At 73.3% G+C, this 26661-nt stretch carries 30 protein-coding genes, 1 pseudogene and 1 riboswitch; of the genes and pseudogenes, 17 read left to right on the forward strand and 14 right to left on the reverse strand.

Annotated features, from left to right (window positions below; genetic code table 11):
* Positions 1-418: 418 nt before the first annotated feature.
* The 3 genes from E4N63_RS00885 (at position 419) to E4N63_RS00895 (ending at position 2432) form a co-directional block, all read left to right on the forward strand.
* A complete protein-coding gene (locus tag E4N63_RS00885) occupies positions 419-1318 on the forward strand; it encodes a permease (protein WP_374112855.1) in 900 nt (299 codons plus the stop codon).
* The gene (locus tag E4N63_RS00890) at positions 1306-2055 is read left to right on the forward strand and encodes a TIGR03943 family protein (protein WP_308188622.1); all 750 of its coding nucleotides are present in this window, start codon (positions 1306-1308) and stop codon (positions 2053-2055) included. The genes E4N63_RS00885 and E4N63_RS00890 overlap by 13 nt, the downstream gene beginning before the upstream one ends.
* A gap of 200 nt (positions 2056-2255) precedes the next feature.
* Positions 2256-2432 carry a hypothetical protein gene (locus E4N63_RS00895; RefSeq protein ID WP_167466214.1) on the forward strand — a complete coding sequence of 59 codons (177 nt, stop codon included), beginning with the start codon at positions 2256-2258 and terminating at the stop codon, positions 2430-2432.
* Between the two features lie 66 nt (positions 2433-2498).
* Here the strand turns inward: E4N63_RS00895 and E4N63_RS00900 are convergent, their stop codons facing one another.
* Positions 2499-3725 carry an acyl-CoA dehydrogenase family protein gene (locus E4N63_RS00900; RefSeq protein WP_125624951.1) on the reverse strand — a complete coding sequence of 409 codons (1227 nt, stop codon included), beginning with the start codon at positions 3723-3725 and terminating at the stop codon, positions 2499-2501.
* Between the two features lie 153 nt (positions 3726-3878).
* On the opposite strand from E4N63_RS00900, the gene E4N63_RS00905 reads away from it, so the two are divergent.
* Complete coding sequence (locus tag E4N63_RS00905) at positions 3879-4523, forward strand: TetR family transcriptional regulator (RefSeq protein WP_230239652.1); 645 nt, start codon at positions 3879-3881, stop codon at positions 4521-4523.
* 22 nt (positions 4524-4545) lie between these two features.
* On the opposite strand, the gene def is transcribed toward E4N63_RS00905, so the two are convergent.
* Positions 4546-5136, reverse strand: coding sequence for a peptide deformylase (def, locus tag E4N63_RS00910; RefSeq protein ID WP_125624953.1), 591 nt, complete (start codon positions 5134-5136; stop codon positions 4546-4548).
* Positions 5137-5347: 211 nt separating this feature from the next.
* On the opposite strand from def, the gene E4N63_RS00915 reads away from it, so the two are divergent.
* The 5 genes from E4N63_RS00915 to E4N63_RS00935 all read left to right on the forward strand — a co-directional run bounded on the left by E4N63_RS00915 (position 5348) and on the right by E4N63_RS00935 (position 9873).
* Positions 5348-6586 (forward strand): MurT ligase domain-containing protein, encoded by a 1239-nt coding sequence (locus E4N63_RS00915; RefSeq protein WP_125624955.1) that lies wholly within the window; start codon positions 5348-5350, stop codon positions 6584-6586.
* A 30-nt stretch (positions 6587-6616) separates the two neighbouring features.
* Positions 6617-7345, forward strand: a complete 729-nt coding sequence (locus tag E4N63_RS00920; RefSeq protein WP_125624957.1) for a type 1 glutamine amidotransferase — start codon at positions 6617-6619, stop codon at positions 7343-7345.
* Between the two features lie 176 nt (positions 7346-7521).
* Positions 7522-8547, forward strand: a complete 1026-nt coding sequence (locus E4N63_RS00925; protein ID WP_125624959.1) for a 6-phosphofructokinase — start codon at positions 7522-7524, stop codon at positions 8545-8547.
* Between the two features lie 132 nt (positions 8548-8679).
* Positions 8680-9630: a cytochrome c oxidase assembly protein gene (locus E4N63_RS00930; RefSeq protein WP_019708342.1), complete on the forward strand. Its 951-nt coding sequence runs from the start codon at positions 8680-8682 to the stop codon at positions 9628-9630.
* A gap of 84 nt (positions 9631-9714) precedes the next feature.
* Positions 9715-9873 (forward strand): hypothetical protein, encoded by a 159-nt coding sequence (locus tag E4N63_RS00935; RefSeq protein ID WP_019708341.1) that lies wholly within the window; start codon positions 9715-9717, stop codon positions 9871-9873.
* 278 nt (positions 9874-10151) lie between these two features.
* On the opposite strand, the gene E4N63_RS00940 is transcribed toward E4N63_RS00935, so the two are convergent.
* From E4N63_RS00940 to E4N63_RS00985, 10 genes are all read right to left on the reverse strand, one after another.
* The gene (locus tag E4N63_RS00940) at positions 10152-10415 is read right to left on the reverse strand and encodes a gas vesicle protein K (RefSeq protein ID WP_043462743.1); all 264 of its coding nucleotides are present in this window, start codon (positions 10413-10415) and stop codon (positions 10152-10154) included.
* Positions 10416-10429: 14 nt separating this feature from the next.
* The gene (locus E4N63_RS00945; protein WP_228430413.1) at positions 10430-10687 is read right to left on the reverse strand and encodes a gas vesicle protein; all 258 of its coding nucleotides are present in this window, start codon (positions 10685-10687) and stop codon (positions 10430-10432) included.
* Complete coding sequence (locus E4N63_RS00950; protein WP_230239653.1) at positions 10677-11417, reverse strand: GvpL/GvpF family gas vesicle protein; 741 nt, start codon at positions 11415-11417, stop codon at positions 10677-10679. Before E4N63_RS00950 ends, E4N63_RS00945 begins: the two co-directional genes overlap by 11 nt.
* A 198-nt stretch (positions 11418-11615) precedes the next feature.
* Positions 11616-11993 (reverse strand): gas vesicle protein, encoded by a 378-nt coding sequence (locus tag E4N63_RS00955; protein ID WP_125623354.1) that lies wholly within the window; start codon positions 11991-11993, stop codon positions 11616-11618.
* A gap of 9 nt (positions 11994-12002) precedes the next feature.
* Positions 12003-13016 (reverse strand): SRPBCC family protein, encoded by a 1014-nt coding sequence (locus tag E4N63_RS00960; RefSeq protein ID WP_125623355.1) that lies wholly within the window; start codon positions 13014-13016, stop codon positions 12003-12005.
* 6 nt (positions 13017-13022) lie between these two features.
* Complete coding sequence (locus E4N63_RS00965) at positions 13023-13865, reverse strand: histone protein (protein WP_230239654.1); 843 nt, start codon at positions 13863-13865, stop codon at positions 13023-13025.
* Positions 13865-14134 carry a gas vesicle protein GvpG gene (locus E4N63_RS00970; protein WP_125623356.1) on the reverse strand — a complete coding sequence of 90 codons (270 nt, stop codon included), beginning with the start codon at positions 14132-14134 and terminating at the stop codon, positions 13865-13867. The genes E4N63_RS00965 and E4N63_RS00970 overlap by 1 nt, the downstream gene beginning before the upstream one ends.
* A 1-nt stretch (position 14135) precedes the next feature.
* Positions 14136-14876 carry a GvpL/GvpF family gas vesicle protein gene (locus E4N63_RS00975; protein ID WP_125623357.1) on the reverse strand — a complete coding sequence of 247 codons (741 nt, stop codon included), beginning with the start codon at positions 14874-14876 and terminating at the stop codon, positions 14136-14138.
* A gap of 3 nt (positions 14877-14879) precedes the next feature.
* Positions 14880-15371, reverse strand: coding sequence for a gas vesicle structural protein GvpA (locus E4N63_RS00980; RefSeq protein WP_125623358.1), 492 nt, complete (start codon positions 15369-15371; stop codon positions 14880-14882).
* Positions 15372-15385: 14 nt separating this feature from the next.
* Positions 15386-15727, reverse strand: coding sequence for a gas vesicle protein (locus E4N63_RS00985; RefSeq protein ID WP_230239655.1), 342 nt, complete (start codon positions 15725-15727; stop codon positions 15386-15388).
* 233 nt (positions 15728-15960) lie between these two features.
* Here E4N63_RS00985 and E4N63_RS00990 point away from each other — a divergent pair, with 233 nt between their 5' ends.
* Both E4N63_RS00990 and E4N63_RS00995 read left to right on the forward strand, forming a co-directional pair.
* Positions 15961-18174 (forward strand): catalase, encoded by a 2214-nt coding sequence (locus tag E4N63_RS00990; RefSeq protein ID WP_230239656.1) that lies wholly within the window; start codon positions 15961-15963, stop codon positions 18172-18174.
* Between the two features lie 232 nt (positions 18175-18406).
* Positions 18407-19105 carry a 1-acyl-sn-glycerol-3-phosphate acyltransferase gene (locus E4N63_RS00995; RefSeq protein WP_230239657.1) on the forward strand — a complete coding sequence of 233 codons (699 nt, stop codon included), beginning with the start codon at positions 18407-18409 and terminating at the stop codon, positions 19103-19105.
* A 317-nt stretch (positions 19106-19422) separates the two neighbouring features.
* Here E4N63_RS00995 and E4N63_RS01000 read toward each other — a convergent pair whose 3' ends face one another.
* On the reverse strand, positions 19423-19728 hold the full coding sequence (locus E4N63_RS01000; RefSeq protein WP_125623389.1) for a type II toxin-antitoxin system Phd/YefM family antitoxin: 306 nt from the start codon (positions 19726-19728) through the stop codon (positions 19423-19425).
* 79 nt (positions 19729-19807) lie between these two features.
* Here E4N63_RS01000 and E4N63_RS01005 point away from each other — a divergent pair, with 79 nt between their 5' ends.
* The 3 genes from E4N63_RS01005 to E4N63_RS01015 all read left to right on the forward strand — a co-directional run bounded on the left by E4N63_RS01005 (position 19808) and on the right by E4N63_RS01015 (position 21809).
* On the forward strand, positions 19808-20443 hold the full coding sequence (locus E4N63_RS01005) for an ATP-dependent Clp protease proteolytic subunit (protein ID WP_230239658.1): 636 nt from the start codon (positions 19808-19810) through the stop codon (positions 20441-20443).
* Between the two features lie 3 nt (positions 20444-20446).
* Positions 20447-20755: a hypothetical protein gene (locus E4N63_RS01010; protein ID WP_230239659.1), complete on the forward strand. Its 309-nt coding sequence runs from the start codon at positions 20447-20449 to the stop codon at positions 20753-20755.
* Positions 20756-21087: 332 nt separating this feature from the next.
* Positions 21088-21257: riboswitch (cyclic di-AMP (ydaO/yuaA leader) on the forward strand.
* Between the two features lie 3 nt (positions 21258-21260).
* A complete protein-coding gene (locus E4N63_RS01015) occupies positions 21261-21809 on the forward strand; it encodes a C40 family peptidase (protein WP_230239660.1) in 549 nt (182 codons plus the stop codon).
* Between the two features lie 74 nt (positions 21810-21883).
* Here E4N63_RS01015 and E4N63_RS01020 read toward each other — a convergent pair.
* A pseudogene (locus E4N63_RS01020) lies at positions 21884-23040 on the reverse strand (8-amino-7-oxononanoate synthase).
* A 146-nt stretch (positions 23041-23186) separates the two neighbouring features.
* Here E4N63_RS01020 and bioB point away from each other — a divergent pair.
* The 3 genes from bioB to bioD all read left to right on the forward strand — a co-directional run bounded on the left by bioB (position 23187) and on the right by bioD (position 26642).
* Entirely contained in the window at positions 23187-24449 is a 1263-nt protein-coding gene (gene bioB / locus E4N63_RS01025; RefSeq protein WP_125623366.1) for a biotin synthase BioB, read from the forward strand.
* On the forward strand, positions 24442-25794 hold the full coding sequence (locus E4N63_RS01030) for an adenosylmethionine--8-amino-7-oxononanoate transaminase (protein ID WP_230239661.1): 1353 nt from the start codon (positions 24442-24444) through the stop codon (positions 25792-25794). The genes bioB and E4N63_RS01030 overlap by 8 nt, the downstream gene beginning before the upstream one ends.
* Before the next feature lie 125 nt (positions 25795-25919).
* Positions 25920-26642: a dethiobiotin synthase gene (bioD, locus tag E4N63_RS01035; protein WP_125623368.1), complete on the forward strand. Its 723-nt coding sequence runs from the start codon at positions 25920-25922 to the stop codon at positions 26640-26642.
* Positions 26643-26661: the final 19 nt, after the last annotated feature.

The raw sequence follows: 26661 nt of genomic DNA on the forward strand, positions 1-26661 counted from the left end.
CACATGACCTTTCTACCGCATCACGGCCGTCTTATGCGGCAAAAACGTATTCGGTTTTACGCCAATGGTGGCCCGGCTCGGGAACGCCCGCGCTCCCCGCCGTCCCCGGTGTTCCCCGGCCGCCGGACGGGCTCCGGACAGCAGCACGGAGCCCTCCCCGATCGGCTGAAACCCGGCCGAACCACCCGGTCCCGCTCCGCTCCGTGACTACGCTGAGCACCCCCCGTCACCGACGTTCGAGGTCAGTGTGCAGAGCGCGGAAGAGCTGGTGAGCCCGGAGCCACCGCCGTCCACACCCCCGGCCGCGAGACTTCCCGACCCCCCGTTCCGGGGCGGCGCGGCGGGCCGCGCCCTCACCGGCTTCGCCGGGCGGCTGCCCGGGACCACCACCCTCGCGGGCTGGGCCGCGGCGGTCGTCCTGATCGTCGCCGCCTCACCGTGGGCCACCCATCCGGCGGTACAGGCGTGGCGCACGGTGAGCGTAGCCATCGCCGTGCAGGCCCTGCCCTTCCTGCTGCTGGGCACGGCCCTGTCCGGGGCGATCAACGCCTTCGTGCCGGAGCGGTGGTTCACCGGGATGCTGCCGCGGAGGCCCGCGCTGGCCGTACCGGTGGCGAGCGCGGCCGGAATGGTGCTGCCGGGCTGCGAGTGCGCCTCCGTACCGGTGGCCGGAAGTCTCATCCGGCGCGGGGTGACGCCGGCCGCCGCGCTGGCCTTCCTGCTGTCGGCGCCCGCGGTCAACCCGGTCGTACTCACCGCCACGGCCGTGGCCTTCCCCGGCTCGCCGGAGATGGTGGCGGCCCGGCTGCTGGCCTCGCTGCTGGTCTCGGCCGTCATGGGCTGGCTCTGGCTGCGGCTGGGCCGCGAGGAGTGGCTGCGGCTCCCGGCCCGCCGCGGCGGGCACCGGCCGGGACGTGGCCGCTGGGAGGAGTTCCGGCTCGGGTTCCAGCACGACTTCCTGCACGCCGGGGGCTTTCTGGTGCTGGGCGCGATGGCCGCCGCGACCTTCAACGTGGCGGTGCCCCGCTCGGTGCTCGACGCGTTCGCGGACTCGGCCTGGCTGTCGGTGCTCTTCCTGGCCGCGCTGGCGGTCGTCCTGGCGGTCTGCTCCGAGGCCGACGCCTTCGTCGCCGCGTCGCTGACCGGCTTCTCCCCCACCGCCCGGCTGGCGTTCATGGTGGTCGGGCCGATGGTCGACCTGAAGCTGATCGCGCTCCAGTCCGGCACCTTCGGCCGGGCCTTCGCCGTCCGGTTCTCGACCGCGACGGCCGTCGTGGCCGTCGCCGCGAGCGCACTGACGGGGTGGTGGCTGCTGTGAGGCGCAACGTCCAGGTGCTGCTGCTGGTCCTGTCCGGCGCGGGGGTGCTGCACATCTCGCTGCTGACGGACGTCTGCCTGCGGTTCGTGAAGGAGGGACTGCGCCCGGCGCTCGTGGCGTCCGGAGTCGTCCTGGTGCTGCTGGGGCTGGTGGCGGCGGCCCGGGACGGCTTCCCGTACGACCGGCGGCCGCCGGCGGGCGGCCACGGCGGTGACGGCGGCCACGGCCACGATCACACGCGGGGCCCGGGGATCGCCTGGCTGCTCTTCTTCCCCGCGCTCAGCCTGCTGTTCTTCACCCCGCCCGCACTGGGCGCGTACACCGCGGCCCGGGAGACCGGTGCGCCCGCCCAGGGGCCGGTGCGGAACTTCCCGCCGCTGCCCGAGGGGTCGCCCGTGCCGCTGACGCTGACCGAGTTCCAGCTCCGCGCCCGGCAGGACCGGTCGCGGAGCCTGGAGGACCGCACGGTGGCGCTCATGGGATTCGTCACACCCGCACCGGACGGGGGGTGGTTTCTGTCCCGACTGCTGGTCAGCTGCTGTGCGGCGGACTCGCGGGCGGTGAAAATCAGGGTCCGCGGGGCGGTTCCGCCACCCGCCGACTCCTGGGTGCGGGTCACCGGCCGCCGGCACCCCGGGCCCGCGTCCCGTGAGGTGGCGATCGACGCGGAGATGGTGCGCCCGGTGCCCGAGCCGGTCAATCCGTACCAGGACTCCGCACCGCCTCCGACCAGGTGAAACACCGCACCCCCCGGGGGGCGCGGCACCCGGTTCCGGGCAATGGCGAGGCCCCGCGCACGGGGGAGAACGCGGGGCCTCACTCTGGAGAACGGCCGGGGCGGGGCAAAGGTTCCGGTCTCCGGGAAACTCTTTGCGGGGTCGCGGGCCGGAAACCGGTGGAGAACCGGTTGTCACACCGGGACCGTATTCTGGGGGACATGTCTACCCCTGGACCCTCTGTCCCCACGCGTCCGGCCGCCGACCACGCGAACGCGGCGATCCGCGCTTTCGTGGCGGGCCGCACCTCGTGGTCGGCGGCCGATCTCGCGGAGCTCGACCGGCTCCGCACGGAGTGGCGGCGCGCGCTCCGCGAGGAGATCACCCGGGCGGCCTGAGCCCTCTCCCGGGCCGGCCGGGCCGCGGAACACCCCGCGGCCGGCCGCGCCGCCGGAGCCGATCCGTCAGCGGATCGGCATCCCCGACAGCGTCCGGGCGATGACCAGCCGCTGGATCTCGCTGGTCCCCTCGAAGATCGTGTAGATCGCCGCGTCGCGGTGCATCCGCTCCACCGGGTACTCCCGGGTGTAGCCGTTGCCGCCGAGGATCTGCATGGCCTGGGCGGTGACGGTCTTGGCGACCTCGCCCGCGTAGAGCTTCGACATCGAGCCCTCGGCCGCGGTGAAGGGCTTGCCGGAGGCCGCCATCCAGGAGGCCCGCCAGACCAGCAGCCGGGCCGCGTCGATCTGGGTGCGCATGTCGGCCAGCTGGAAGGCGATGCCCTGGTTGTCGATGATCGGGCGGCCGAACTGCACCCGGGTCTTGGCGTAGTCGAGGGCGACCTCGTACGCGGCGCGGGCGATGCCGACCGCCTGGGCGCCGACCGCCGGGCGGGACGCCTCGAAGGTGGCCATGGCCGCGTTCTTCACCCGCTCGCCGCCGCCCTTGGCGCGCTCGCGGGCGCGGGCCAGCCGCTCGTCGAGCTTCTCCTTGCCGCCCAGCAGGCAGCTGCCGGGGACCCGGACGTCCTCCAGGACGACCTCCGCCGTGTGCGAGGCGCGGATGCCGTGCTTCTTGAACTTCTGGCCCTGCGAGAGGCCCTTGGTGCCCGGCGGGACGATGAAGGAGGCGTGGCCCTTGGAGCCCAGCTCCGGGTCGACGACGGCCACGACGACGTGGACGTTGGCGATGCCGCCGTTGGTCGCCCAGGTCTTGGTGCCGTTGAGCACCCACTCGTCCTTGGCCTCGTCGTAGACCGCGCGGGTGCGCATGGCCGAGACGTCGGAGCCCGCGTCCGGCTCGGAGGAGCAGAAGGCGGCGACCTTCACGTCGTCCGCGTCCCCGTACATCTGGGGCACCCAGGTGCCGATCTGCTCCTCGGTGCCGTTGGCGAGCACGCCGACGGCGGCGAGGCCCGTGCCGACGATCGAGAGGCCGATGCCGGCATCACCCCAGAACAGCTCCTCCATCGTCATGGCGATGCCGAGACCGGTCGGGTCGAAGAACTGCTGGGCGTAGAAGTCCAGCGAGTAGAGGCCGATCTTGGCGGCCTCCTGGATGACGGGCCACGGGGTCTCCTCGCGTTCGTCCCACTCGGCCGCGGCCGGCCGCATCACGTCCGCGGCGAAACCGTGGATCCACTCCCGGACGGCCTTCTGCTCGTCGTCGAGATCGAGCGCGAACTCTGCCATGTCCCCTCCACCTGCTTGTTACTTGCGGTAACTATACCCTGTTACCGGCTGGTAGACCCTGTCAAGCCCAGTCGCCCGTCCCGTCCCCGCCCGGGTGAAGTGTTACGTTGCGTCGCGGGGACCGAGCCGGAAGGACGGGGTGGGAGAGACGCCATGGAGACCAGTCAGCGGGAAGACCAGCAGCGGGCGGCCCGCCGCCGGCGCAAGGAACTGCTGGAGGCCGCGGACCGGGTGGTCCTGCGCGACGGCCCCGGGGCCTCGATGAACGCCATCGCCGCCGAGGCCGGGATCACCAAACCCATCCTCTACCGGCACTTCGGCGACAAGAGCGGCCTCTACCGGGCGCTGGCCGTCCGGCACACCGACGCGCTGCTCGCCGGTCTCCGGGCCGCCCTCGACGCCCCGGCGGCCGACCGCCGCGAACGCGTCGAACGCACCCTCGACACCTATCTTGCGGCCATCGAGTCCCGGCCGCAGGTCTACCGCTTCCTCATGCACCCGGGCGAGGAGCCGAGCAGCTCCGAGCAGGGCTTCGACACCCGCCACTCCGCACCGCTGCTGCGCCGGATGGGCGAGGAGCTCGCCCAGGTCATCGCCGAGCGGGTCGTCCTCGGCGACGACGGCGACGAGCGGGCCCGGATCTGGGGGCACGGCATCGTCGGCATGATGCACGCCGCCGGCGACTGGTGGCTGCGGGAACGCCCCGCTCCCCGCGCCCACTTGGTGCGCCACCTCGCCGATCTGCTCTGGGGGCAGCTGGCCGAGGCCGACGACCGGGTGGGCGGGCCCGGCTTCTGACGGACCGGCCGCCCGGAGCCGCTCAGTCACCCGGCCCGGCCGGGACCGCCGCCTGTGCCGCGGCCCGGTCCGGATCCCGGTTCCAGGCCGCGCGCCGGACCGCCCGCAGCGCCCGGCGGCGGCGCAGACCCGCGACCCGGTCCAGATAGAGCCCGCCGTCCAGATGGTCCGTCTCGTGCTGGAGGCAGCGCGCGAAGAACCCGCTGCCCGTCACCCGCACCGGGGCGCCGGTGCGGTCCCGGCCCTCGACGACGGCGTGGTCGAGGCGGCTCGTGCCGGCCTCGACGCCGGGCAGCGACAGACAGCCCTCGGGGCCGGTCACCGCCACCCCGCCGGTCTCCACCAGCCGGGGGTTGACCACATGACCGAGGTGCCTGCGGTCCTCGTCGTCCGGGCAGTCGTAGACGAACACCCGCAGCGGCACCCCGATCTGGTTGGCCGCCAGGCCGACGCCGCGGGCGGCGTACATGCTCGCGAAGAGGTCCTCCACCAGCCGGGCCAGTTCCCCGTCGAAGGACGTGACCTCCGCACAGGGCGTACGGAGCACCGGGTCCCCCAGCAGCCGCACCGGCCGGGCGGAGCCCGAACTGCCGGGAATCGCACCATGTCGCATGGCGGCCAGCGTACGGAGGGCCCGTCCGGGCCGGGACGGCGGGTAACAGCAAGGTGGCAGAAGGGTGGCAGGTTCGGGGCCGCGCCCGGATCTCGATAGGCTGAGCGGCGACCGATCCCTCCCGGCTGGTGATTCGGCGCGGAGGGGGCCGTTCCACCCGGCCGGCCGGGTGGCGGGGGTGCGGCGCCGGATGCGAGGAGGAGCAAGGACGATGGCAGGCAACTCGGACCCGCTGACGCCGCGGGCCAAGCTGGCCGTGACGGCGGGAAGGGCCGCGGCAGCGGCATCACGGGCGGTGGGCCGCGGCAGCGGATCCGTGATCGGCGGCAAGGTCGCGCTTCGGCTCGACCCGGACCTGCTGGCCCGCCTGGCGGGTCATCTGGACGTGATCCTGGTCTCGGCCACCAACGGCAAGACGACCACCACCCGGCTGATCGCCGAGGCGCTGCGCGCCAGCGGCCCCGTGGTGTCGAACGCGCTGGGCGCGAACATGCCCGCGGGCATCACCTCGGCGCTGGCTGGCGGCTCGGACGCCCGGTTCGGCGTCATCGAGGTCGACGAGAAGTACCTCGCCGGGGTTGCGCGGGACGTCACGCCGAAGGCCATCGCCCTGCTCAACCTCTCCCGCGACCAGCTCGACCGCGCCGCCGAGACCCGGATGCTCGCCGAGAAGTGGCGCGAGGGCCTGGCCGGCAACAAGGCGACGGTCATCGCCAACTGCGACGACCCGCTGATCGCCTGGGCCGCCTCCTCCTCCCCCAACGTGGTGTGGGTCGCGGCGGGCCAGGCCTGGAAGGACGACGCCTGGTCCTGCCCGTCCTGCGGCGGTGTGCTCCAGCGGCCCTCCGACGACTGGTTCTGCTCCGAGTGCGGCTTCCGCCGCCCGATGCCGAGCTGGGCGCTGGCCGGCGACCAGGTGGTGGACCCGCACGGCTCGGCCTGGCCGATCCGGCTGCGGCTGCCCGGCCGGGCGAACAAGGCCAACGCCGCGACCTCCGCCGCCGTCGCCGCGCACTTCGGGGTCCCCCCGCAGGTGGCGCTGGAGCGGATGTACGAGGTGCAGGCGGTCGCCGGCCGCTACGACGTCGTGCAGTTCCAGAACCGCGACCTGCGGCTGCTGCTGGCCAAGAACCCGGCCGGCTGGCTGGAGACCTTCTCCCTCATCGACCCGCCGCCCACCCCCGTGATCCTCTCCGTCAACGCCCGCGGCGCGGACGGCACCGACACCTCCTGGCTGTGGGACGTCGACTACGGCCGGCTCGCCGGCCACCCGATCTTCGTCATCGGCGACCGCAAGCTGGACCTGGCCGTACGGCTGGAGGTCGCGGGGCTCGACTTCCGCGTCTGCGAGAACGTCGACGAGGCCGTGGGGCAGGCGCCGCCCGGACGCATCGAGGTGATCGCCAACTACACGGCCTTCCAGGACCTCCGCCGCCGCGTGGGCAACTGACCCCGCCCCAACCCCTTGAGGAATGCGAGCATGAGCGACAGCAGCCTGCGCCTGGTCTGGATCTACCCGGACCTGCTGAGCACGTACGGCGACCAGGGCAACGTCCTGGTGGTGGAGCGGCGGGCCCGCCAGCGGGGCCTGGAGGTCTCCCGCGTGGACGTCCGCAGCGACCAGCCGGTGCCCACCTCCGGCGACATCTATCTGATCGGCGGCGGTGAGGACCGGCCGCAGCGGCTGGCGGCCGAGCGGCTGCGCCGCGACGGCGGCCTGAGCCGGGCCGTGGCCAACGGCGCGATCGTCTTCTCCGTCTGCGCCGGCTACCAGATCCTGGGCCACGAGTTCGTCAACGACCTCGGCGAGAAGGAGCCGGGGCTCGGTCTGCTGGACGTGGTGAGCACCCGGGGCGAGGCCGCCCGGTGCGTCGGCGACGTCCTGGCCGACATCGACGGCCGGCTGAACCTGCCGCCGCTGACGGGTTTCGAGAACCACCAGGGCGTCACCCACCTCGGCCCGACGGCGCGCCCGTTCGCCCGGGTCCGCTTCGGCAACGGCAACGGCACGGGCGACGGCACCGAGGGCGCGTACAACGACACCGTCTTCGGTACGTACATGCACGGGCCGGTGCTGGCCCGCAATCCGCAGATCGCCGATCTGCTGCTCAAGCTGGCCCTCGACGTGAACGCGCTGCCGCCGACCGACGACCGCTGGTACGAGGCGCTGCGCCAGGAGCGGATCGCCGCGGCGACCCAGCCCGCCTGAGCCGGGGCCGGCGCCGGGCGGGCCGGGGACCCGGCGCCGGTTGACGGCGGGATGAACAGTCCGGTCCGCTCCTCGGACAACGCCCCGCCCCGCCACCCCGCGCTTGTAGGGTGGCGGGGATCCAACCGGACGACGGCGTCCGGTCTCCGGTTGAGTTGCAGAGGTTTGGATACGCCATGCGTATTGGTGTGCTCACGTCCGGCGGCGACTGCCCCGGTCTGAACGCTGTCATCCGGTCGGTCGTGCACCGCGCCGTCGCGGACCACGGCGACGAGGTCATCGGCTTCAACGACGGCTGGAAGGGCCTGCTGGAGGCCGACTACCGCACGCTGGACCTGGACGCGGTGGGCGGCATTCTCGCCCGCGGCGGCACCATCCTCGGCTCGTCCCGCGTCCAGCCGGCCCATCTGGTGGACGGGGTGGAGCGGGCCCGGGGCCATGTCGAGGAGCTCGGCCTGGACGCCGTCATCCCGATCGGCGGCGAGGGGACCCTCAAGGCGGCGCGGCTGCTCTCCGACGCCGGGCTGCCGATCGTCGGGGTGCCCAAGACCATCGACAACGACATCGCCGGCACCGATGTCACCTTCGGGTTCGACACCGCGGTGGGCGTCGCCACCGAGGCGCTGGACCGGCTCAAGACCACCGCCGAGTCCCACCAGCGGGTGCTGATCGTGGAGGTCATGGGCCGGCACACCGGCTGGATCGCGCTGCACTCCGGCATGGCGGCCGGCGCCCACGCCATCGTCGTCCCCGAGCGGCCCTTCGACATCGACGAGCTGACCGCCCGGGTCGGCAAGCGGTTCCTGGCCGGGAAGAAGTTCGCGATCGTGGTCGTCGCCGAGGGTGCCAAGCCCCGCGCCGGCTCGATGGACTTCGACATCGGCGGCAAGGACATCTACGGGCACGAGCGGTTCGCCGGTGTCGCCCGGCAGCTCTCCACCGAGCTGGAGCACCGGCTCGGCAAGGAGGCCCGCCCGGTCATCCTCGGCCACGTCCAGCGGGGCGGCACCCCCACCGCCTACGACCGGGTGCTGGCCACCCGCTTCGGCTGGCACGCGGTCGAGGCCGTGCACCGCCGGGAGTTCGGCAGGATCACCGCGCTGCGCGGCACCGACATCCGGCTGATCCCCATAGCCGAGGCGGTGGAGTCCCTCAAGACCGTGCCGCGGGAGCGGTATGCCGAGGCCGAGACCGTGCTCTGACCGGCCGGGACGCTCCGGACCGCCCCCGGCCGGGGTTCCGGCCGGGGGCGGTTCTACTCTGGTGGCTGCGGAGGGCGCGGATCGCGCGGAACCCCCGCGAAAGCGGTATTCCCGCGCAAGAGGAGAGAGCGGATGGACCACGGCGAACACGGCATGACCATGGACCTGCCGCCCTTCACCCTCGCCCGGGGCATGGAGTTCACGGGCGACCCGTTCTTCCTCGCCGCCTGCCTGGTGGCGCTGGCCCTCTACGGCTGGGCCGTGCTCCGGCTGCGGCGGCGCGGTGACGCCTGGCCGGTGGCCCGCACGGTCGCCTGGGTCACGGGTCTGGCCAGCATCGTGCTGGTGATGTCCACCGGGCTCAACGAGTACGGCATGGTCATGTTCAGCGTGCACATGGTGCAGCACATGGTGATCAGCATGGTCTCGCCGATCCTGCTGCTGCTCGGCGCGCCGGTGACGCTCGCGCTGCGGGCCCTGCCGACGGCGCGGCGCGGCCACCGCGGCCCGCGGGAGCTGCTGGTGGCGCTGCTGCACAGCCGCTATGTGCGGATCATCTCGCACCCGGCGTTCACCATCCCGATGTTCATCGCGAGCCTCTACGGGCTGTACTTCACCCCGCTCTTCGACTGGCTGATGGGCAGCACGGCCGGGCACATCGCGATGATGGTGCACTTCCTGGCGGTGGGCCTGGCCTTCTTCTGGCCGATCATGGGCGTGGACCCGGGACCGCACCGTCCGGGCTACATCATGCGGATGCTGGAGCTCTTCGCCGGGATGCCGTTCCACGCGTTCTTCGGCATCGCGCTGATGATGGCGACGGCGCCGATGGTCGGGACGTACGCCGATCCGCCCGTGTCGCTGGGGCTCGACGCGCTGGCCGACCAGCAGGCGGCGGGAGGCATCGCCTGGGCGTTCAGCGAGATCCCCTCGGTGATCGTGCTGGTGGCCCTGCTCTACCAGTGGCACGGCTCGGAGGAGCGGCAGGCCAGGCGCTCCGACCGGGCCGCGGACCGTGACGGCGACCAGGAGCTGACCGCCTACAACGCCTACCTGGCGTCACTCCAGTCACGCGGTCGGTAGCGGCGGAGGCCGTTTCGGGGTGACGATGGACTCCTGGCCGCGGTCTGCGCGTCCGCGCGGGGACCGCCGGGAGGAGGATGCGGCATGTCCGGATCGGTGAAGACCCTGACGGTCGCCACGGTGGCCGCCCTGGTCGTGGTGACCGCGTACACGGCGGCCCTCGGCGGCAGCGGCTGGCTGTGGTTCGGCTGGATCGTGCTGGCCGGGGTCACGGCCGGCGCGGTGGCGCTGCGGAGCCGGTGAGCCACCGCGGCGGCGTACGGGGCCCCCGGGCCCGCCGTTGTCCCCGGTGCGGACGGCGGGCGACAAGGTCCGGTGGTGAGCCGTCCGGTCACCGGCCGGGCAGCGTCTGAACGAGTGGTTCGCCGCGGGTTCTCATCGGCCCAGTGACCCAGCGGCCCAGGACGTCCGCAACGGAGCGCCCCGCGGGACGTCGCCGGAGAGATCGCGCCGAACCGGCCCGGCGCGGCAGTGCCCCGTCCCCGGTTCCGCACGGCGCGGGAACGGGGAACGGGGCGGGATCAGTCGCGGGGCAGCAGGGTTCCCAGGGGGCCCAGGTCGAGGTTGAGGTCCTCGGGGCGCAGCCCGAACCGTTCGCGGAGTTCGGCCATCCGCTCCTCCAGCTGCATCAGCGTCGTCCCGATGCGCTCGATCTGGTCCTCGGTGAGGTCCTCCTCCTCCACACGGCGGATCGCCTGCCGCTCCATCAGCTGCCGGAGCAGTTCGACGACGGTGAGGACGAGGGCCACCAGGTCCCGGGCGACGGTGTCGGGCTCGACGTCCATCCGCCGGCCGCCGCTCACAGCGGTCCCTCGTCGGGCCACGGGGCGGGCATCCGCTCGCTGACCGAGGAGAGCAGCGCGTGCAGGGAGACCCGCACCAGGGGCACCTCGGCGATGGCGATGACGATGTCGCCGCTGAGGACGACACCGGTCGCAAGCACCCGGTCCAGGAGGTCCACCAGGGGTACGCCGATCGGGCCGGCGGCCCCCTCGGGGCGTTCGTCCCAGGAGAGCGCGGTGGTCGCGGCCGTCCGGGCCGCCGTGTCAGCCGTCATCGTCGCCGTCCCCGGTGGCCGCGAAGGAGTAGGGCACCCAGGGCCCGGTGACCTCGATGTGCACGCCGGCGGTGCCGGGGTCCGCGCGCAGCCGCCGGAGGGTGGCGGCCACCGTCTCGTCGCGGTCCCGGTCGATGAGATAGGCGGCGTTCAGCAGTTGGGTGCGCGGGTCGCCGGCCGGCCGGACGTCGTGGACGCGCAGGCGCCGGGCCGCGGCCGAGATGCCGCGCAGGGCGGCATCCACCTGCTCGGCCGCTCGGAGGGCGGCGTTCTGCCGCTCCTCCCGCGCACGGTGCCGGCCTCGGACCCGCGCCAGGTAGGCGCGGCCGGTGCCGGGGGCGGGTGTCCCCCGGTCCGGGGCCGTGCCGGTTTCCGCGATGGTTCCCGGGTCCCGGGTGGCAGCGGTCCGGGCGCCGGTCTCGGGTGCGGCGGGGAGCGGAGCGGCGTAGACCTTGACCCCCCACTCGACGCGTCCCGCGATCCGGTCGAACACGGCGTGCAGCCGCGGCTCCTTGGCGCGCAGCGCCGCGCGGACGCGTCCGTCCTCGCGGTAGAGGGTGGTGAGCGGAAAGGGGATCGCGGACGCGTGGTCCGCCACCGCGGCCACCACGGCGTGGTGCGCCCGGGCGCAGAGCTCCAGCTCGCCGGGGTCGGACAGCCGCTTCCGCAGGGCCTCTTCCGAGAACGCGGCAGCGGGCACGTCCTGGACGACCGCCGTCAACGCGCCCACGGGGAGGGCCCGGAGGGGCCCTCCGCCGTGGTGGCCGGGGTGGTGGCGAGGGCCGGGGCGGGATCGCCGCCCCGGCAGACCACGAAGACGCAGGTGAGCGTGGACCCGGCGGAGGCCGGCGGGGGCCGGGGCGGCGGGCACCACCCGGATCTCGGGGTGCCGCCGGCGGGAGCGGTGGCGGACGGGGAGGGATCGCGGTCATGCCCGGGCACGCCCCCTCTGTCCGGCGCCCCGCTCCTCCGGCTCCCCGGAGCCCTGTTCCAGTGCCTCGATCCGGTCCCGGAGTGCCTGGTTCTCCTCGGTGAGCCGGTCCTGCTGGGCGCGGGTGGAGAGCGCGGGGTCCGTCTCCCACCAGTTGATGCCGGCTTTGCGGGCCGTGTCGACGGAGGAGACGAAGAGCCGGATGCGGATCGTCAGCAGTTCGATGTCGAGGAGGTCGATTTTGATGTCACCGGCGATCACGATGCCCTTGTCGAGGACGCGTTCGAGAATGTCGGCGAGGTTGGCCGTGGTGGGGCCGTAGGTGCAGCAGGCGCCGGAACCCGGCGTGTGCGGGGTCTCAATCGTCGTGGTCATGGTGCCCGCTCACTCCTCTTCCTCGTCCTCCGCTTCGTACTCCTCCTCTTCGTCCTCCTCCTCGTCCTCTTCTCCGTCCTCGTATTCGTCCTCCTCGTCCTCCTCTTCTTCCTCCTCGTCTTCCTCCTCGCCCTCTTCGCCCTCCGGCTCCTCCTCGCCCTCCTGCTCTTCCTCCCCCTCCTCGCCCTCGCGTTTCTCCTCTTCCATCGCGTCCTCGTGGCTGCGGACCACCTCGCCGTCGCGGATCTCGCCGCGCCAGCCCTCGGGCTCCTCCTCCGCGCCCAGCGTCACGTACCGCTGGAAGTGCTTGAGGTCGAGCCGCAGCCGGCGGCCCTGGGCCCGCCAGATGTTGGCGGTCTTCTCCAGGAAGCCGGAGGGGTAGTACTCGACGACGACCACGATGCGGGTCAGATTCGGCGCGAGTTCGTGGAAGGAGACGCATCCCCGGGTGGTGCCCTTGGCGCCCTCGGAGTTCCAGACGATGCGCTCGTCCGGAATCTGCTCGTCGATCGTCGCCTGCCAGCCGCGGGTCGACGGGCCGACCTTGGCCTTCCAGTCCGAGGTCACCTCGTCCGACTTGGAGACGTGGCGTACGCCCTTCATGAAGTCGCTGAAGTCCTCGAACTGGCACCAGTAGTCGTAGCAGGTGCGCAGCGAGAGGCCGACGTCGAGGGTCTCGACGATATTCGTGACCTTGACGTCACCGGGCTTCTTCTTGCCCTTGCTCTCGCCGCCCCCGGCACCGACCGCTTCCTTGGCCTTGCCCACGACGTTGTCCTTCACTCCCTTGGCCTTCTCGCCCATGAATGCCTTCGCCGGGGATTCCCCGCCCAGCACGCGGGCGCCGACCTTGGGCAGCGAGCCGCCGTTCTCGGCCGCGTCGGTGAGACGTCCGGTGAGATCGGACAACCGGCCGCCCGCCGATTCCACCAACCGCTGCGACTTGGCGCCGAGGTAGTCACCGAACTCCTTACGGAGCCGCTCGACACCGGAGCCGTTCCCGTTCTGGTCCTTCTCGGGCATGATCCGCTACCTCCGACGGCCGGACCGGGCGGCCGACTTCTCCGCCGCGGCCTTGCGAGCAGGTGACTTCTTCGCTGCGGTCTTCTTCGCCGGAGCGCTCTTCTTGGCGGGAGCTCTTCTCGCCTGGGGCTTCTTCTGCGCCGGAGCCTTCTTCGCCGGGGCCTTCTTCCGGGCTCCCCCGCCGGCCTGCTTCTTGGCGGCCGGCTTCTCCGCGGTTTCCTTCTTCGGCTGTGCCTTCTTCCGCGCGGGCTTCTTCTCAGCGGGCTTCTTCTGGGCCGGTTTCCGGGCCTCCGGCTTCTCCCGTGCCCGTTCTCCGCCGGATTTGGGGGGCCGCCGCTTTTCCTCGGCTTCGGGCTCCTCTTCTTCTTCCTCTTCTTCCTCCTCCTCGGGCTCCTCCTCTTCCTCGTCTTCTTCCTCTTCCTCCTCCTCGGCTTCGGGGCCCTCTTCTTCTTCCTCCTCCTCGGGCTCCTCCTCTTCCTCCTCGGCCTCGGGGCCTTCCTCCTCCGGTTCCTCTTCCTCTTCGCCTTCCTCGGTGTCCTCCTGGAGGGCGCGGGTCCGCTCCTGGATGGCGTCCGCCAGCGAGTCGAGCCGGCGGTTGGCCGCGGCGGCGGCCGCTGCCTTGCCCGCGGCCAGCAGTTCCCCGCGCACCTGCTCGCCCAGTGAACCGAGCTGTGGGGACGACGTCAGTTTGCGCACTCCGTCGGTGACGAGGCTCTGCGGGCTGATCCCCATTCCCCGGCCGACGAGGAAGGAGGCCAGCCCCAGGACGAGCTTCGCCTTCCGGGTGCGTCCCAGGAGGTAGCCCCCCACGACGCCCGCCGCCAGGGCGGATTTGGTGTTCTCGTTCATCAGTGGTGTCCCGTTCCTCTTTCCGCTCCTACCACGGCCGTACCGGATCGCCGGTCCAGCAGATCCAGCAGTCGTTCCTCCTCGCGCTCGAACTCCTCCATGCCGATCTCCCCGTTCTCCAGTGCCTGGTTGAGCACGACGAGCCGCGCGCGGACGGCCGCGGGATCGTGCAGTTCGTCCTCCGCGGCGTCCGTCATGCGGTTGGCGATCCACGCGACGCCCCGCACGGGGGCCAGCGGAAGCAGGACCAGCTCGGTCAGGAGTCCCATCTCAGGCCGACGCCGGTACGGAGGCGGGGTCGACGAAGCTGTAGCAGGGCAGCGGTCCGGTGAGCCGCAGCTCCACCGCGTCCCGGTGCTCGGCGGCAAGGCGCTCCACCACCGCCCGGAACGGGGCTTCGTGGTCCCGGCCGACAAGGAAGGAGACGTTCCGCACGCACCCCTGTACCTCGGGGCCCTCGACGAGTTGTTCGGCCAGCGGGGCACAGGCGCGCAGCACCTGGTCGGTGGCGGTCTTCGCCCGGCGGGCGAGCCCCGCGGCCACCGACTCGCCCAGCCGGAGGCTGCCCTGGTAACTCGGGCGGCCGCGCACCTCGTCCCGGAGCCGCCGGACCCGCTCGTCCTCCCGCAGAAGCGCGGCCAGCCCGCCTTCCACCGGCGACGCCTTGAGGTTGAGTTCGCACCGGCCGTCGAGCCGGGTCAGCGCGGCGGACCGCTCCCGTTCGCCGGCGGCGAGGTCCCGCAGCACGGTGTCCTCGTCGGGCGCCACCATTCCGAACCGCATCGGGAGCACGGGGCCGCCGGCGGCGAGGTCGAGCAGCAGTTCCTGGTGTGCCATCAGATCGCGGCGCCGTGCGCGGAGACCGGGCGGCGCCGGGCTGACGACCGCCGCGATCCCGCCGTGGCCGATCAGCCGCAGCGGTCCGGGCGGGTCGCCGACCCCCCTCCGCCCGGCGGGCAGGGCGCGTCCGGCCCGGACGACGCCGTAGACGTAGAGACCCGGTGCGCTCACGGTTCAGCCCTTCTTCGACGAGCGGGTACCGGTGGTGCCGCGGCTCGCCGTTGACTCGGTGCGCCGGCGGGAGGCGGTGCGTTTGCGCGGTGCGGGCCGCTCCTCCGCCTCCGTCCCGTTCCCCTCGTCCGCCTCGGATTCGCCGCCGACCACGTCCCGTACCTTCTCGCCGAGCGATCCGGCGGCCTTGCGCGTCTTCTTCCTGCCGACCGCGCCCGCCACACCGGCGCCACCGCCGAACAACTCGGGGACGGTCCGGCTGCGGTTGTCGGACTCCAGATCGAGGCGGTTGCAGGCCTCGGCGAACCGCAGATAGGTGTCGACACTGGCCACCACGATGCGCGCGTCGATCTTGAGGATCTCGATGCCGACCAGGGAGACCCGGAGGAAGATGTCGATCACCATGCCGCGATCGAGGATCAGTTCGAGGGTGTCGTAGAGCGTGCCTGCGCGCGGCACACACACCATGCCGTCGTTATAGGTGGTCGTGGTCATGAGGGGAGGTCCTCTCAGGGGTGGCCGGCGGGCCAGTCGTCCGACGCACCGCGCCGGAAGCGGCGGACCCGGCGGTACTGGAGCAGTTCTCCTGCCTGGTCGACATCCACCTGGTAGGTGGCGAGCAAGCTGGTGGTGTCGGGAACGCGCTGGAGTTCCAGGACGTCGATGTCGACCCGCCAGCCGTCCTCGGTCCGGCACACCGCGGACACGCCTTCCGCCGGGTAACCGATCAGACCGGCCAGATCGCGGCACGCGTTCTGGGCCGCTTCCACCGGGCCGGCGCGGGACTCCCGTCGCGGCTCGGACGTTTTCGTACCGGTACGCCGCGTACGTACCTTTTGCTCTGCTGCCATGCGCACCAGTGTGTTCACAGGGCGTGTGGGGCCGCACACGCTGATGGGCCGGACGGATCACCGGGGCCTCGCCCCGGGGAGCGGCGGCCCGCGTCTCCCGTGAGCCGGGGCCCACGGGCCCCCTCGGTGAACAGGGCCGGCCGTCCGAACCCCGCGGGCCGCCACAGGGTTTGGGGCACCGCCCTCAGGTCACGCGCAAGGCGTTGTCGTCGTGAGGCACGGAGGAACGAACGATGGACCAGCGCCACCCCCTTCCCGGACGTCCCGGCAGCGAGACGCCCCCGCTGGAGGAGCCCACCGAGCCCTGCGAACCGCTGCCGCCCAAGCCCGACCAGAGCGGCCCGGAGACCGTCGGCCCCACCGGTCGGGCCACCGGCGCGGACCGTGCCGCGATGGCGCAGGGCGGCGCGTATCTGACCACCGCCCAGGGACTCCGGCTGCCGGACACCGACCACTCCCTGAAGGCCGGCCCGCGCGGTCCGGTGCTGCTGCGGGACCACCATCTGCGGGAGAAGATCACCCACTTCGACCACGAGCGCATCCCCGAGCGGGTGGTGCACGCCCGCGGCGCCGCCGCCCACGGGGTCTTCCGGGGCTACGGCACGGCGGCCGGCGTGACGAAGGCGGCCTTCCTGGCCAAGGACGCCGAGACGCCGGTCTTCGTCCGGTTCTCCACCGTGCTCGGCTCCCGGGGCTCCGCGGACACCGTCCGGGACACCCGGGGCTTCGCCGTGAAGTTCTACACCGGCGAGGGCGTGTTCGACCTCGTCGGGAACAACATCCCGGTGTTCTTCATCCAGGACGCCATCAAGTTCCCGGACATCATCCACGCGGGCAAGCCGCATCCGGACCGGGAGATCCCACAGGCGCAGAGCGCGCACGACACCTTCTGGGACTTCGTCTCACTGCACACCGAGGCCACCCACCACACGCTCTGGAACATGTCGGACCGCGGCATCCCGCGCTCCTACCGGATGATGGAGGGCTTCGGCGTCCACACCTTCCGGCTGGCCGACGCCTCGGGCGGCACCACTCTGGTGAAGTTCCACTGGAAGCCGAAGCTGGGAGCGCACTCCCTGGTCTGGGAGGAGGCGCAGATCGTGGGCGGGGCCGACCCCGACTTCCACCGGCGGGACCTCGCCGACGCGATCGAGGCCGGCGCCTTCCCGCAGTGGGAACTCGGCATCCAGACCTTCCCCGACACCCCCGACCAGACCTTCGCGGGCATCGACCTGCTGGACCCGACGAAGATCGAGCCGGAGGAGCTGGCACCGGTGCAGCCGATCGGGCTGATGACGCTGAACGCCAACCCCTCGAACTACTTCGCCGAGACCGAGCAGGTGGCCTTCCACCCGGGCCATCTGGTCCCGGGCATCGACGTCACCGACGACCCGCTGCTCGCCGGGCGGCTCTTCTCGTACCTCGACACCCAGATCTCCCGGCTGGGCGGCCCCAACTTCGCGCAGATCCCCGTCAACCGCCCGCACGCGCCGGTCAACGACATGCTGCGGGACGGGATGCACCAGACCGCCGTGCACCGCGGGGTGGCACCGTACCGGCCCAACTCCCTCGACGGCGGCTGCCCGTTCACCGCCGGAGCGGACGCGGGCGGTTACACCGAGGTGCCGGTGGAGGTGCCGGCCGCGCCGCGGGGACGGGAGGCACCGGCCTCCTTCGACGACCACTTCAGCCAGCCGCGGCAGTTCTGGCTGAGCCTCTCACCGGTCGAGCGTGAGCATGTAATCGCCGCGTACACCTTCGAGCTGAGCAAGTGCTACGAGAACACGGTGAAGGAACGGGTCCTGCGCACCCTGGCCAACATCGACCCCCGCCTCTGCGAGGAGGTCGCGCACGGGCTCGGCCTGCCCGCCCCGGAACCGTCCGAGCCCCTGGCCGAGGTGGAGCCCAGCCCGGCGCTGTCCCAGGTCGGGCAGGAGTGGCCGGTCGCGGGGCGGGTCGTCGGCATCGTCACCGGGGAGAGCGGTGACCTGGACTCCGTACGGGCCGTCCGGCAGGCGGTGTTCGACCGGGGCATGGTGCCGCTGGTCATCGCTCCCCGGGGCGGCGTGCTGGAGGACGGGGCCGGGGAGCCGGTCACCGTCCAGCGCACGTTCGCCAACGCCCGTTCCGTCGAGTTCGACGCCCTGCTGCTGGCCGGAGCCCCCGCCGCGGGGGCGGACGCCCACGGAGCGCGCGACGCCAAGGCCGGGAACGGCGGCGCCGGTGCGCCGGTCGACCCGCGGGTGCTGCTGATGACCGCCGAGGCCTACCGGCACGCCAAGGCCGTCGGCGGCTGGGCGGACGCCGGGCGGGTCTGGGAGGCGGCGGGCATCGACCCGGGCGCGCACGGGGTGGTCGGCGGCGACAACGGCCGTGACGTCCTGGACGGCGTCGTCCGGCTGCTGGCCCGGCACCGGGTGTGGGACCGCTTCCCCGCCACGGTCTGAGCCGCGTCCTGCCCGGCTCCGCGCCGTGTCCGCCCGTCCGGGAGCGGACACGGGCGGGCCGGGCCGTCGGCACTTCTGACGTCCCGTGACCAGTGCCGAACGGACCCGGAAGGGGGCCGGTCAGAAGTGGTCACACGCGGCAACACCTGCCCATAAACTGATCCCCTTCCTTCCACCCTGGACCTCACGGGACGCGACCCAGGGCCGATACGGTGCAGTCGGGAGCCGACCTGTGTTCTATTACGTGCTCAAGTACGTGCTTCTCGGGCCGTTGCTGCGGCTGACCTTCCGCCCCCGGATCCAGGGCCTGGAGCATGTGCCCGAGGACGGGGCCGCGATCGTCGCCGGCAACCACCTGTCCTTCTCGGACCACTTCCTGATGCCGGCCATCCTCCACCGCCGTATCACCTTCCTCGCCAAGGCGGAGTACTTCACGGGCCCCGGGCTCAAGGGCCGGCTGACGGCCGCCTTCTTCCGCAGCATCGGCCAGATCCCGGTGGATCGCTCGGGCAGGCAGGCCGGGCAGACCGCGATCACCGAAGGGCTCAAGGTGCTGGGAAGCGACGAGCTGCTCGGGATCTATCCGGAAGGCACCCGCTCGCACGACGGCCGGCTCTACAAGGGCCGCGTCGGGGTGGCCGTCATGGCGATCCGGGCGGGGGTTCCGGTGGTGCCGTGCGCCATGCAGGGGACCTTCGAGATCCAGCCGCCGGGACGCCGGCTGCCGCGGCCCGGCCGGGTGACGATCCGCTTCGGCGCGCCGATGGACTTCTCCCGCTTCGCGGGCATGGAGCGCGAGCGGGCGGTATTGCGCGCCGTGACCGACGAGATCATGTACGAGATCATGAAGCTCTCCGGCCAGGAGTACGTCGACCTCTACGCGAACGAGGCCAAGGCGCAGCAGAAGGACCGGTCCGGCTCCCGGGACTGACCGCACCGGGAAACCCGGCGGTGCACAGACTCCCCGCCCGCGGGGTGCGCGGCGCTGCGGAGCGCCGGCCCGTGCCGGTCCGGACGCCCATGGACAGCGGTCCACGTACCCCGTCCTCCCTTTCCCCGCGCCCTCCCTTTCCCCGGCAGGTGTCCCGCCGGCGGCGCCGGGCGGACGATGAGTCCCCGGACGGCGGCGGTGAACGTGCGGGCCACTTCCCGGCGCGGCGCGCCGTTCCGCCTCAGCCCGGCCCAGCGGTGGTTCCCGGCGGCTCGGCCCGGCCCCGGAGGCACAACCGGGCCCCCCGCCGGCGCCCGTCAATGACCGTGCCCGCCCGGCGGATTGCCCGGCTCCGGGCCGCGGTGCTCCGCCGCGATGCCGAACCGGCTCCGTTCGCCCGCAGCGGACGTGAGGCCGGGGCGGAGGGCTGACACCGTGCTGATCACCGGCTCTTCCGCGGCGGCCTCTTCCTGCTCCAGAAGTTGCAGGTCAGCGGCCGATACCAGAGCAACGAGCGGCTTGCCGTGCCGCGTCACGACCACCCGTTCACCGCCGTAGACGACACGGTTGATCAACTCGGCCAGCTCCGCGCGGGCTTGCGTCACCGGAATCTCATAAGCCATGCTCCCCATCGTACGAGACGTACAGGACGTACATTTTCGCCGGAACGGCGATCACGCAACGGAAGAAGGGGGAGCAGCCGTGGAGTCTCCGACCGCCCGCTACGTGCTGCCGCAGTTCACCGAGCGCACCAGCCGCGGGATCCGCACGCTGGACCCGTACTCCCGGCTTCTGGAGGAGCGCATCGTCCTCCTCGGCACCGAGATCGACGAGACCTCGGCCAACGACGTCATCGCCCAGCTGATGCATCTGGAGCACGCCGCGCCCGACCGCGGCATCTCCCTGTACATCAACTCCCCCGGCGGCTCCCTCACCGCGATGACCGCGATCTACGACACGATGCTCTTCGTCGGCTGCCCCATCGAGACGATCTGCCTCGGACAGGCGGCCGAGGAGGCGGCCGTGCTGCTCGCCGCGGGGGAGCCCGGCCGGCGGCTGATGCTCCCGGGCTCCCGGGCCGTGCTCCGCCAGCCCTCCCTGGCCGAACCCGTGCAGGGGCAGGTGGACGACCTGGAGATCAGGGCCCGCGAGGTGGCCCGCGCCCGCGTCATGCTGGAGGAGATGCTGGTGCGGCACACCGGGCAGTCCGCCGAGCGCGTCGCCTCGGACATCGAGCGGGACAGGATCCTCACCGCCGGCGAGGCCGTCGCCTACGGACTCGCCGACCGGATCGTCGCGAACCGCAAGGGGTCCGCCGCCTCCGTGGACCGGGGGTGAGCCGTGTCCCTGCCCGAACTGCCGCCGCTGCCCGCCCTCACGCGCGCCGAGGGCGAGCTGATCGACCGTTACCTGGAGGCGGCCGACCTGCTGGGACGGATCAACCCGGCCCGGGGCACCGACACCTACGGCAGCCTGCGCGCCGCGCAGGCGCTGGTCGACCGGGCCGTCCGGCTGCGCGACGCGCTCTCCGTGATGCACGCACGCGGCGAGACGGAACTGCACGCGGCCACCCTGGCCCGGGCCCTGCGCGTCCTCGACGGGGAACGCAGGACTCGGCGCGTCACCCTCCCGCCGGAGAACCCCGGGTGACGGAACGCCGCGGCGCCCCGTGACACGCGTCACCGACCGGCCTCCCCCGACCGGGCTACTCTCCGCGGGACATGACGGGCCGTTCGGCGTGCGCCCGGCGTTGGTGAACCCTCGGCCGTTCCGGGCATCGCGCCTGGTCCGGGCGGGGCCGGGGACCGTGTTTGGCCGCCAACAACACGGTCATTCCACCTGGTTGGGGCAAGAGTGAGAACTTTCACATACGGCCGGATCGGTGACGAAATTCGACCTGGAGTGCGTAACCATCGCTGAGACGACAAGCCCTCGCCGCCGAGGCGGGGCGGTCCGGGCGGACGCCGAGTCCTGCCACCGTCCCGGGCGACAGGTCGATTCCCTGGACCGGCAGGAGTGGAGGACCCGGGCAAGCCGGGCCCGGCCGGAACCCTCCGGCCGGCCCTTGGGGTGAAGCCGCGATCGCGGCCGGGCATCTTCGTTCTGCCCGAACCCGACAGGTCATCCTTCACAGGCGGCTGACGAAGGGTTGCGCATGTCCGCGCACGTTCACGTCCAGACGCACGACAGCACCACCAGCACCACCAGCACCACTGGCACCGCCGGCACCGGCCGGAAGTCCGCCGGCACCACCGCGCGCATCTCCCGCGCGGGCGCCGTATCGGCGCTCACCCTCGCCGCGGTCGCCGGCACCGTCCTCGCACCGGGCGCCGCCTCCGAGGCCCAGGCCGCCACCGCCAGGTCGAAGGCGCTCTCGGTCGCCGCGGCGCAGAAGGGCGACCCCTACAAGTACGGCGCCGCGGGCCCGCACCGCTTCGACTGCTCCGGCCTGACGCTGTACTCGTACAAGAAGGCCGGCAAGAAGCTGCCGCGCACGGCCCAGGCCCAGTACAACAAGACCAGCCGCGTCTCCGCCGCGAAGCGGGCCAAGGGCGATCTGGTGTTCTTCCACTCCGGCGGCAGCGTCTACCACGTCGGCGTCTACGCCGGCAGCGGCAAGGTCTGGCATTCCCCCAAGGCCGGCTCCGTCGTCAAGCTGGAGAAGATCTGGACGAAGAGCGTCCGTTACGGCCGGGTGCGCTGAGCACCGCCGGGCCGCCCCGCCCGCAGCCGTCGCCACGCCGGAACGCGGACCGGCCGGCGGAAGGGGCGGCCAGGTCAGCCGGCGGGCGCCGACGCGACGATGACGGCCACCGCCCGGTCGATCTGATCTTCCGTCAGGTCGGCGCGGGCGGTGAGCCGCAGCCGCGAGATGCCGTCGGGCACGGACGGCGGGCGAAAGCAGCCCACCGCCAGCCCGCCGGCCCGGCAGTCCGCCGCCCAGCGCAGCGCCGCCTCCGGGGACGGCGCCCGTACGGACACCACGGCCGCGTCCGGGCGGACGGACGCCGGACCGGCCGCCGACAGCCGCTCGTGCAGCGAGGCGGCGACGGCACGGGCACGGGCCGCCCGCTCCGGCTCCCGGCGCAGCAGCCGGAGGGCGGCCAGCGCGCCGCCGGCGGCGGCGGGCGCGAGCCCGGTGTCGAAGATGAACGCCCGAGCCGTGTTGACGAGATGCTCGATCACCCGGGCCGGTCCCAGCACGGCACCGCCCTGGCTCCCGAGCGACTTGGACAGGGTGACGGTCACGACCGTGTCCGGTGAGCCCGCGAGCCCGGCGGCGTACGGGGCTCCGCGCCCGCCCTCCCCAGCACGCCCAGCCCGTGGGCGTCGTCGACGATCAGGGCCGCCCCGCGTTCGCGGCAGACTGCGGCGAGCCGGTCGAGCGGCGCGGCGTCGCCGTCAACGGAGAAGACCGCGTCCGTGAGGACGACGGCCCGGCCCTCGTGCCCGTCGAGCACCTTGGCCACGGCGCCGGGGTCGGCGTGCGGGACGACGGCGGTGGCCGCCCGGGAGAGCCGGCAACCGTCGATCAGCGAGGCGTGGTTGGCGGCGTCGGAGACGATCAGGGTGCCGCGCGCGGTCAGCGCGGTGACGGCGGCGAGATTGGCGGCGTAGCCGGAGGACAGCACCAGCGCGGCCTCGAAACCGCAGAAGTCCGCCAGGTCCGCCTCCAGTTCGGCGTGGAGCCCGGTGCTGCCGGTCACCAGCCGGGAGCCGGTCGCACCGGCACCCCACAGCCGGGCCGCGTCCGCGGCCGCGGCGGTCACCGCGGGGTGGCGGGCCAGTCCGAGGTAGTCGTTGGACGCCAGATCGAGCAGCGGGGACGCGGCGGGACGGGGGCGCAGCGTGCGGACGAGACCGGCCCGCCGCCGGGCGGCCGCCTCCTCGTCGATCCATCCGAACGGGTCCTGGGCGTCCTGGTCCTGGGGCATCGGCCATCCCTCGCGTCTGTCGGGTGTGCCCAAAACCTAGCCCGGCTCCGGACGGGACACGGTGTGGCGATACACACACCCCGATCCTGCGGTGTTGTGGGATCTCTCCTTGGCCGCGGCCCCTCCGGTAGGCAAGGATCTCCGCCATGGAGCTGCTGACAACGCTGGTGGACAAGGGGCTGCGCCGTGAGCCGCCCACCCGGGACGAGGCGCTCGCCGTGCTGGCGACGTCCGACGACGACCTGCTCGACGTGGTGGCGGCCGCGGGGCGGGTGCGCCGCCAGTGGTTCGGGCGGCGGGTGAAGCTCAACTATCTCGTCAACCTCAAGTCGGGGCTCTGCCCGGAGGACTGCTCGTACTGCTCGCAGCGGCTGGGGTCGAAGGCGGAGATCCTCAAGTACACCTGGCTGAAGCCGGAGGAGGCCGCCGCGGCCGCGGGCGCCGGTGTGGCCGGTGGCGCCAAGCGCGTCTGCCTGGTGGCGAGCGGACGCGGCCCGACCGACCGGGACGTGGACCGGGTGTCGGACACGATCGCGGCCATCAAGGAGCGGAACGAGGGCGTGGAGGTCTGCGCCTGCCTCGGGCTGCTCTCCGACGGTCAGGCCGAGCGGCTGCGGGCCGCGGGCGCGGACGCGTACAACCACAACCTCAACACGTCCGAGGCGACGTACCAGGACATCTGCACCACGCATGACTTCTCCGACCGCGTCTCCACCGTGCGGCAGGCGCAGGGCGCGGGGCTGTCGGCCTGCTCCGGCCTGATCGCGGGCATGGGCGAGTCCGACGAGGACCTGGTCGACGTGGTGTTCGCCCTGCGCGAGCTGGACCCGGACTCCGTGCCGGTCAACTTCCTGATCCCCTTCGAGGGCACACCGCTGGCCGAGGAATGGAACCTCACCCCGCAGCGGGCGCTGCGCATCCTGGCCATGGTCCGTTTCGTCTGCCCGGATGTGGAAGTACGGCTCGCGGGCGGCCGCGAGGTGCATCTGCGGTCCCTGCAGCCGCTGGCGCTCCACCTCGCCAACTCGATCTTCCTGGGCGACTACCTGACCAGTGAGGGGCAGGCGGGACAGGCGGACCTCGACATGATCGCCGACGCGGGCTTCGAGGTGGAGAGCTCGGACACCGTGACCCTGCCGGAGCACCGGGCGGGCGCGGCCGCGGCGGGCTGCGGCGGACACGACGGCGGCGGCTGCGCGCCCTGCGGGGAGACGGCGGAGGAGGCCGCGGCCCCGGCCGCCGGGGCGCCCGCCCCGGAGCGTGCGGACGCCGCTCCGGCCGCAGCCCCGGCCGCCGCGCCCGCCGGTGCACCGGCCCCACCGGCCGCCGCACCGGCGGGCGCTCCCCGTACCGGCCTGGTGGCGGTGCGCCGCCGCGGCGCGGGCACCGATCTGCCGCCCAATGCCTGAGCCGCTCCCGCGACCGCCGGCCGCCCCGGCCGGGCCCGCCGCGGCGGCGCCGCTGTCCACCGCCGAACTGCTGGAGCTGGACCGGCGGCACGTCTGGCACCCGTACGGCCCGATGCCCGGCCGTACGGACCCGCTGGTCGTCGAGTCCGCCTCCGGTGTGCGGCTGCGGCTGGCCGAACCGGCGGAGGGCCGGGAGGAGCTGGTCGACGGGATGTCGTCGTGGTGGTCGGCCGTGCACGGCTACGGCCACCCCGCGCTGACCGGAGCCGCGCACGCGCAGCTGGACCGGATGAGCCATGTGATGTTCGGCGGGCTCACTCATGAGCCGGCCGTACGGCTCGCCACCCGGCTCGTGGAGATCACCCCGGAGCCGCTGCGCCACGTCTTCCTGGCCGACTCGGGCTCGGTGTCCGTGGAAGTGGCCGTCAAGATGTGCCTGCAGTACTGGCGTTCGCTGGGGAAGCCCGGCAAGCAGCGGCTGCTGACCTGGCGCGGCGGCTACCACGGCGACACCTGGCAGCCGATGTCCGTGTGCGACCCGGACGGCGGCATGCACCACCTGTGGTCCGGGGTGCTGCCCCGGCAGGTCTTCGCGGACGCGCCACCGCCCGGCTTCGGCGCCGGCGTGGACCCGGCGTACGCGGAGCATCTGCGAGGGCTGGTCGCGCGGCACGCCGAGGAGCTGGCGGCCGTCGTCGTCGAACCGGTGGTGCAGGGCGCGGGCGGGATGCGGTTCCACTCCCCCGGCTATCTGCGGGTGCTGCGCGAGGCGTGCGACGAACACGGTGTGCTGCTGGTCCTGGACGAGATCGCGACCGGCTTCGGCCGGACCGGTGAACTGTTCGCCGCGGACCACGCGGGCGTCGCACCCGATGTGCTGTGCCTCGGCAAGGCGCTGACCGGCGGGATGATGACGCTGGCGGCGACGCTGTGCACCGCGGAGGTGGCCGAGGGCATCTCGCGCGGTGAGGTGCCGGTGCTGGCGCACGGCCCGACCTTCATGGGCAATCCGCTGGCCACGGCCGTCGCGGGAGCCTCCGTCGATCTGCTGCTGGCCCGGGACTGGCGCGGCGAGGTGCGCGGGATCGAGCGCGGGCTGCGGGAGGGGCTGGCCCCGGCGGCGCGGCTGCCCGGCGTGCGGGAGGTCCGGGTGCTGGGCGCCATCGGCGTCGTCCAGCTCGACCACGACATCGACATGGGGGCGGCGACCCGCGCCGCGGTGCGCGAGGGCGTGTGGCTGCGGCCGTTCCGCGACCTCGTCTACACGATGCCGCCGTATGTCACCGGCGAGGACGACGTGGCCCGGATCTGCGCGGCGGTGTACGCGGCGGCAGCGGCGGGCTGACCCCGCGCACGGCCCGGCCGCGCCGAGGCGGCCGGGGCGCGGAACACACGGGGCGCGCGGGAATGCGCGCCCCTCGTACGGCGGCGCGGCAGCACCGCGGCGCGGCAGGAACGGAGCGAGGGATCATGGCCGTCACCGTCGTCAGCGGCACCGGCACCGAGATCGGCAAGACGGTGGCGACCGCCGCGCTGGCCGCCGCCGCGCTGGCGGCGGGCCGCACCGTCGCCGTGCTCAAGCCGGCCCAGACCGGCGTGGCGCCCGGTGAGCCGGGGGACGCGGCGGAGACCGCCCGCCTCGCCGGCCCCGTCACCACGGCCGAGCTGGCGCGCTACCCCGAACCGCTGGCCCCGGCGACGGCCGCCCGGCGGGCGGGGCGGCCCCCGGTTCGGCCTGCGGAGATCGCCGAGGCGGCGGAGAAACTGGCCGCCGGCCACGATCTGGTCCTGGTCGAGGGCGCGGGCGGACTGCTGGTCCGCTACGACGGGGAGGGCGCGACCTTGGCGGACGCGGCCCGGCTGCTGGACGCGCCGGTGCTGGTGGTCGCCGCCGCCGGGCTGGGCACCCTCAACGCCACCGCGCTGACGGCGGAGGCCCTGCGCACCCGGGGGCTGGACTGCACGGGTGTTCTCCTGGGCAGCTGGCCGGCCGAGCCGGGCCTGGCGGAGCGCTGCAATCTGGCCGACCTGCCCGCGGCGGCCGGGGCCCCGCTGCTGGGCGCGCTCCCGCACGGGGCCGGCGCCCTCCCGCCCGCGGAGTTCCGTGCCCGCGCCGGCCGCTGGCTCGACCCCGTGCTGGGGGGCACCTGGGACGCCGCGGAGTTCACCGCACGCCACCGGCCGCCGCGGTGAGCCGCTGCCCGGCCGCCGG

Source organism: Streptomyces sp. MNU89 (assembly GCF_020982505.1).
GTDB lineage: Bacteria > Actinomycetota > Actinomycetes > Streptomycetales > Streptomycetaceae > Streptomyces > Streptomyces xinghaiensis.

Excerpts from the sequence above, each read along its gene's own strand:
- E4N63_RS00895 (WP_167466214.1), top strand. The coding sequence starts at position 2,256 with ATGTCTACCCCTGGACCCTCTGTCCCCACGCGTCCGGCCGCCGACCAC.
- E4N63_RS00900 (WP_125624951.1), bottom strand. The coding sequence starts at position 3,725 with ATGGCAGAGTTCGCGCTCGATCTCGACGACGAGCAGAAGGCCGTCCGG.
- E4N63_RS00905 (WP_230239652.1), top strand. The coding sequence starts at position 3,879 with ATGGAGACCAGTCAGCGGGAAGACCAGCAGCGGGCGGCCCGCCGCCGG.
- def (WP_125624953.1), bottom strand. The coding sequence starts at position 5,136 with ATGCGACATGGTGCGATTCCCGGCAGTTCGGGCTCCGCCCGGCCGGTG.
- E4N63_RS00915 (WP_125624955.1), top strand. The coding sequence starts at position 5,348 with ATGGCAGGCAACTCGGACCCGCTGACGCCGCGGGCCAAGCTGGCCGTG.
- E4N63_RS00920 (WP_125624957.1), top strand. The coding sequence starts at position 6,617 with ATGAGCGACAGCAGCCTGCGCCTGGTCTGGATCTACCCGGACCTGCTG.
- E4N63_RS00925 (WP_125624959.1), top strand. The coding sequence starts at position 7,522 with ATGCGTATTGGTGTGCTCACGTCCGGCGGCGACTGCCCCGGTCTGAAC.
- E4N63_RS00930 (WP_019708342.1), top strand. The coding sequence starts at position 8,680 with ATGGACCACGGCGAACACGGCATGACCATGGACCTGCCGCCCTTCACC.
- E4N63_RS00935 (WP_019708341.1), top strand. The coding sequence starts at position 9,715 with ATGTCCGGATCGGTGAAGACCCTGACGGTCGCCACGGTGGCCGCCCTG.
- E4N63_RS00940 (WP_043462743.1), bottom strand. The coding sequence starts at position 10,415 with ATGGACGTCGAGCCCGACACCGTCGCCCGGGACCTGGTGGCCCTCGTC.
- E4N63_RS00945 (WP_228430413.1), bottom strand. The coding sequence starts at position 10,687 with ATGACGGCTGACACGGCGGCCCGGACGGCCGCGACCACCGCGCTCTCC.
- E4N63_RS00955 (WP_125623354.1), bottom strand. The coding sequence starts at position 11,993 with ATGACCACGACGATTGAGACCCCGCACACGCCGGGTTCCGGCGCCTGC.
- E4N63_RS00960 (WP_125623355.1), bottom strand. The coding sequence starts at position 13,016 with ATGCCCGAGAAGGACCAGAACGGGAACGGCTCCGGTGTCGAGCGGCTC.
- E4N63_RS00965 (WP_230239654.1), bottom strand. The coding sequence starts at position 13,865 with ATGAACGAGAACACCAAATCCGCCCTGGCGGCGGGCGTCGTGGGGGGC.
- E4N63_RS00970 (WP_125623356.1), bottom strand. The coding sequence starts at position 14,134 with ATGGGACTCCTGACCGAGCTGGTCCTGCTTCCGCTGGCCCCCGTGCGG.
- E4N63_RS00980 (WP_125623358.1), bottom strand. The coding sequence starts at position 15,371 with ATGACCACGACCACCTATAACGACGGCATGGTGTGTGTGCCGCGCGCA.
- E4N63_RS00985 (WP_230239655.1), bottom strand. The coding sequence starts at position 15,727 with ATGGCAGCAGAGCAAAAGGTACGTACGCGGCGTACCGGTACGAAAACG.
- E4N63_RS00990 (WP_230239656.1), top strand. The coding sequence starts at position 15,961 with ATGGACCAGCGCCACCCCCTTCCCGGACGTCCCGGCAGCGAGACGCCC.
- E4N63_RS01000 (WP_125623389.1), bottom strand. The coding sequence starts at position 19,728 with ATGGCTTATGAGATTCCGGTGACGCAAGCCCGCGCGGAGCTGGCCGAG.
- E4N63_RS01015 (WP_230239660.1), top strand. The coding sequence starts at position 21,261 with ATGTCCGCGCACGTTCACGTCCAGACGCACGACAGCACCACCAGCACC.
- bioB (WP_125623366.1), top strand. The coding sequence starts at position 23,187 with ATGGAGCTGCTGACAACGCTGGTGGACAAGGGGCTGCGCCGTGAGCCG.
- E4N63_RS01030 (WP_230239661.1), top strand. The coding sequence starts at position 24,442 with ATGCCTGAGCCGCTCCCGCGACCGCCGGCCGCCCCGGCCGGGCCCGCC.
- bioD (WP_125623368.1), top strand. The coding sequence starts at position 25,920 with ATGGCCGTCACCGTCGTCAGCGGCACCGGCACCGAGATCGGCAAGACG.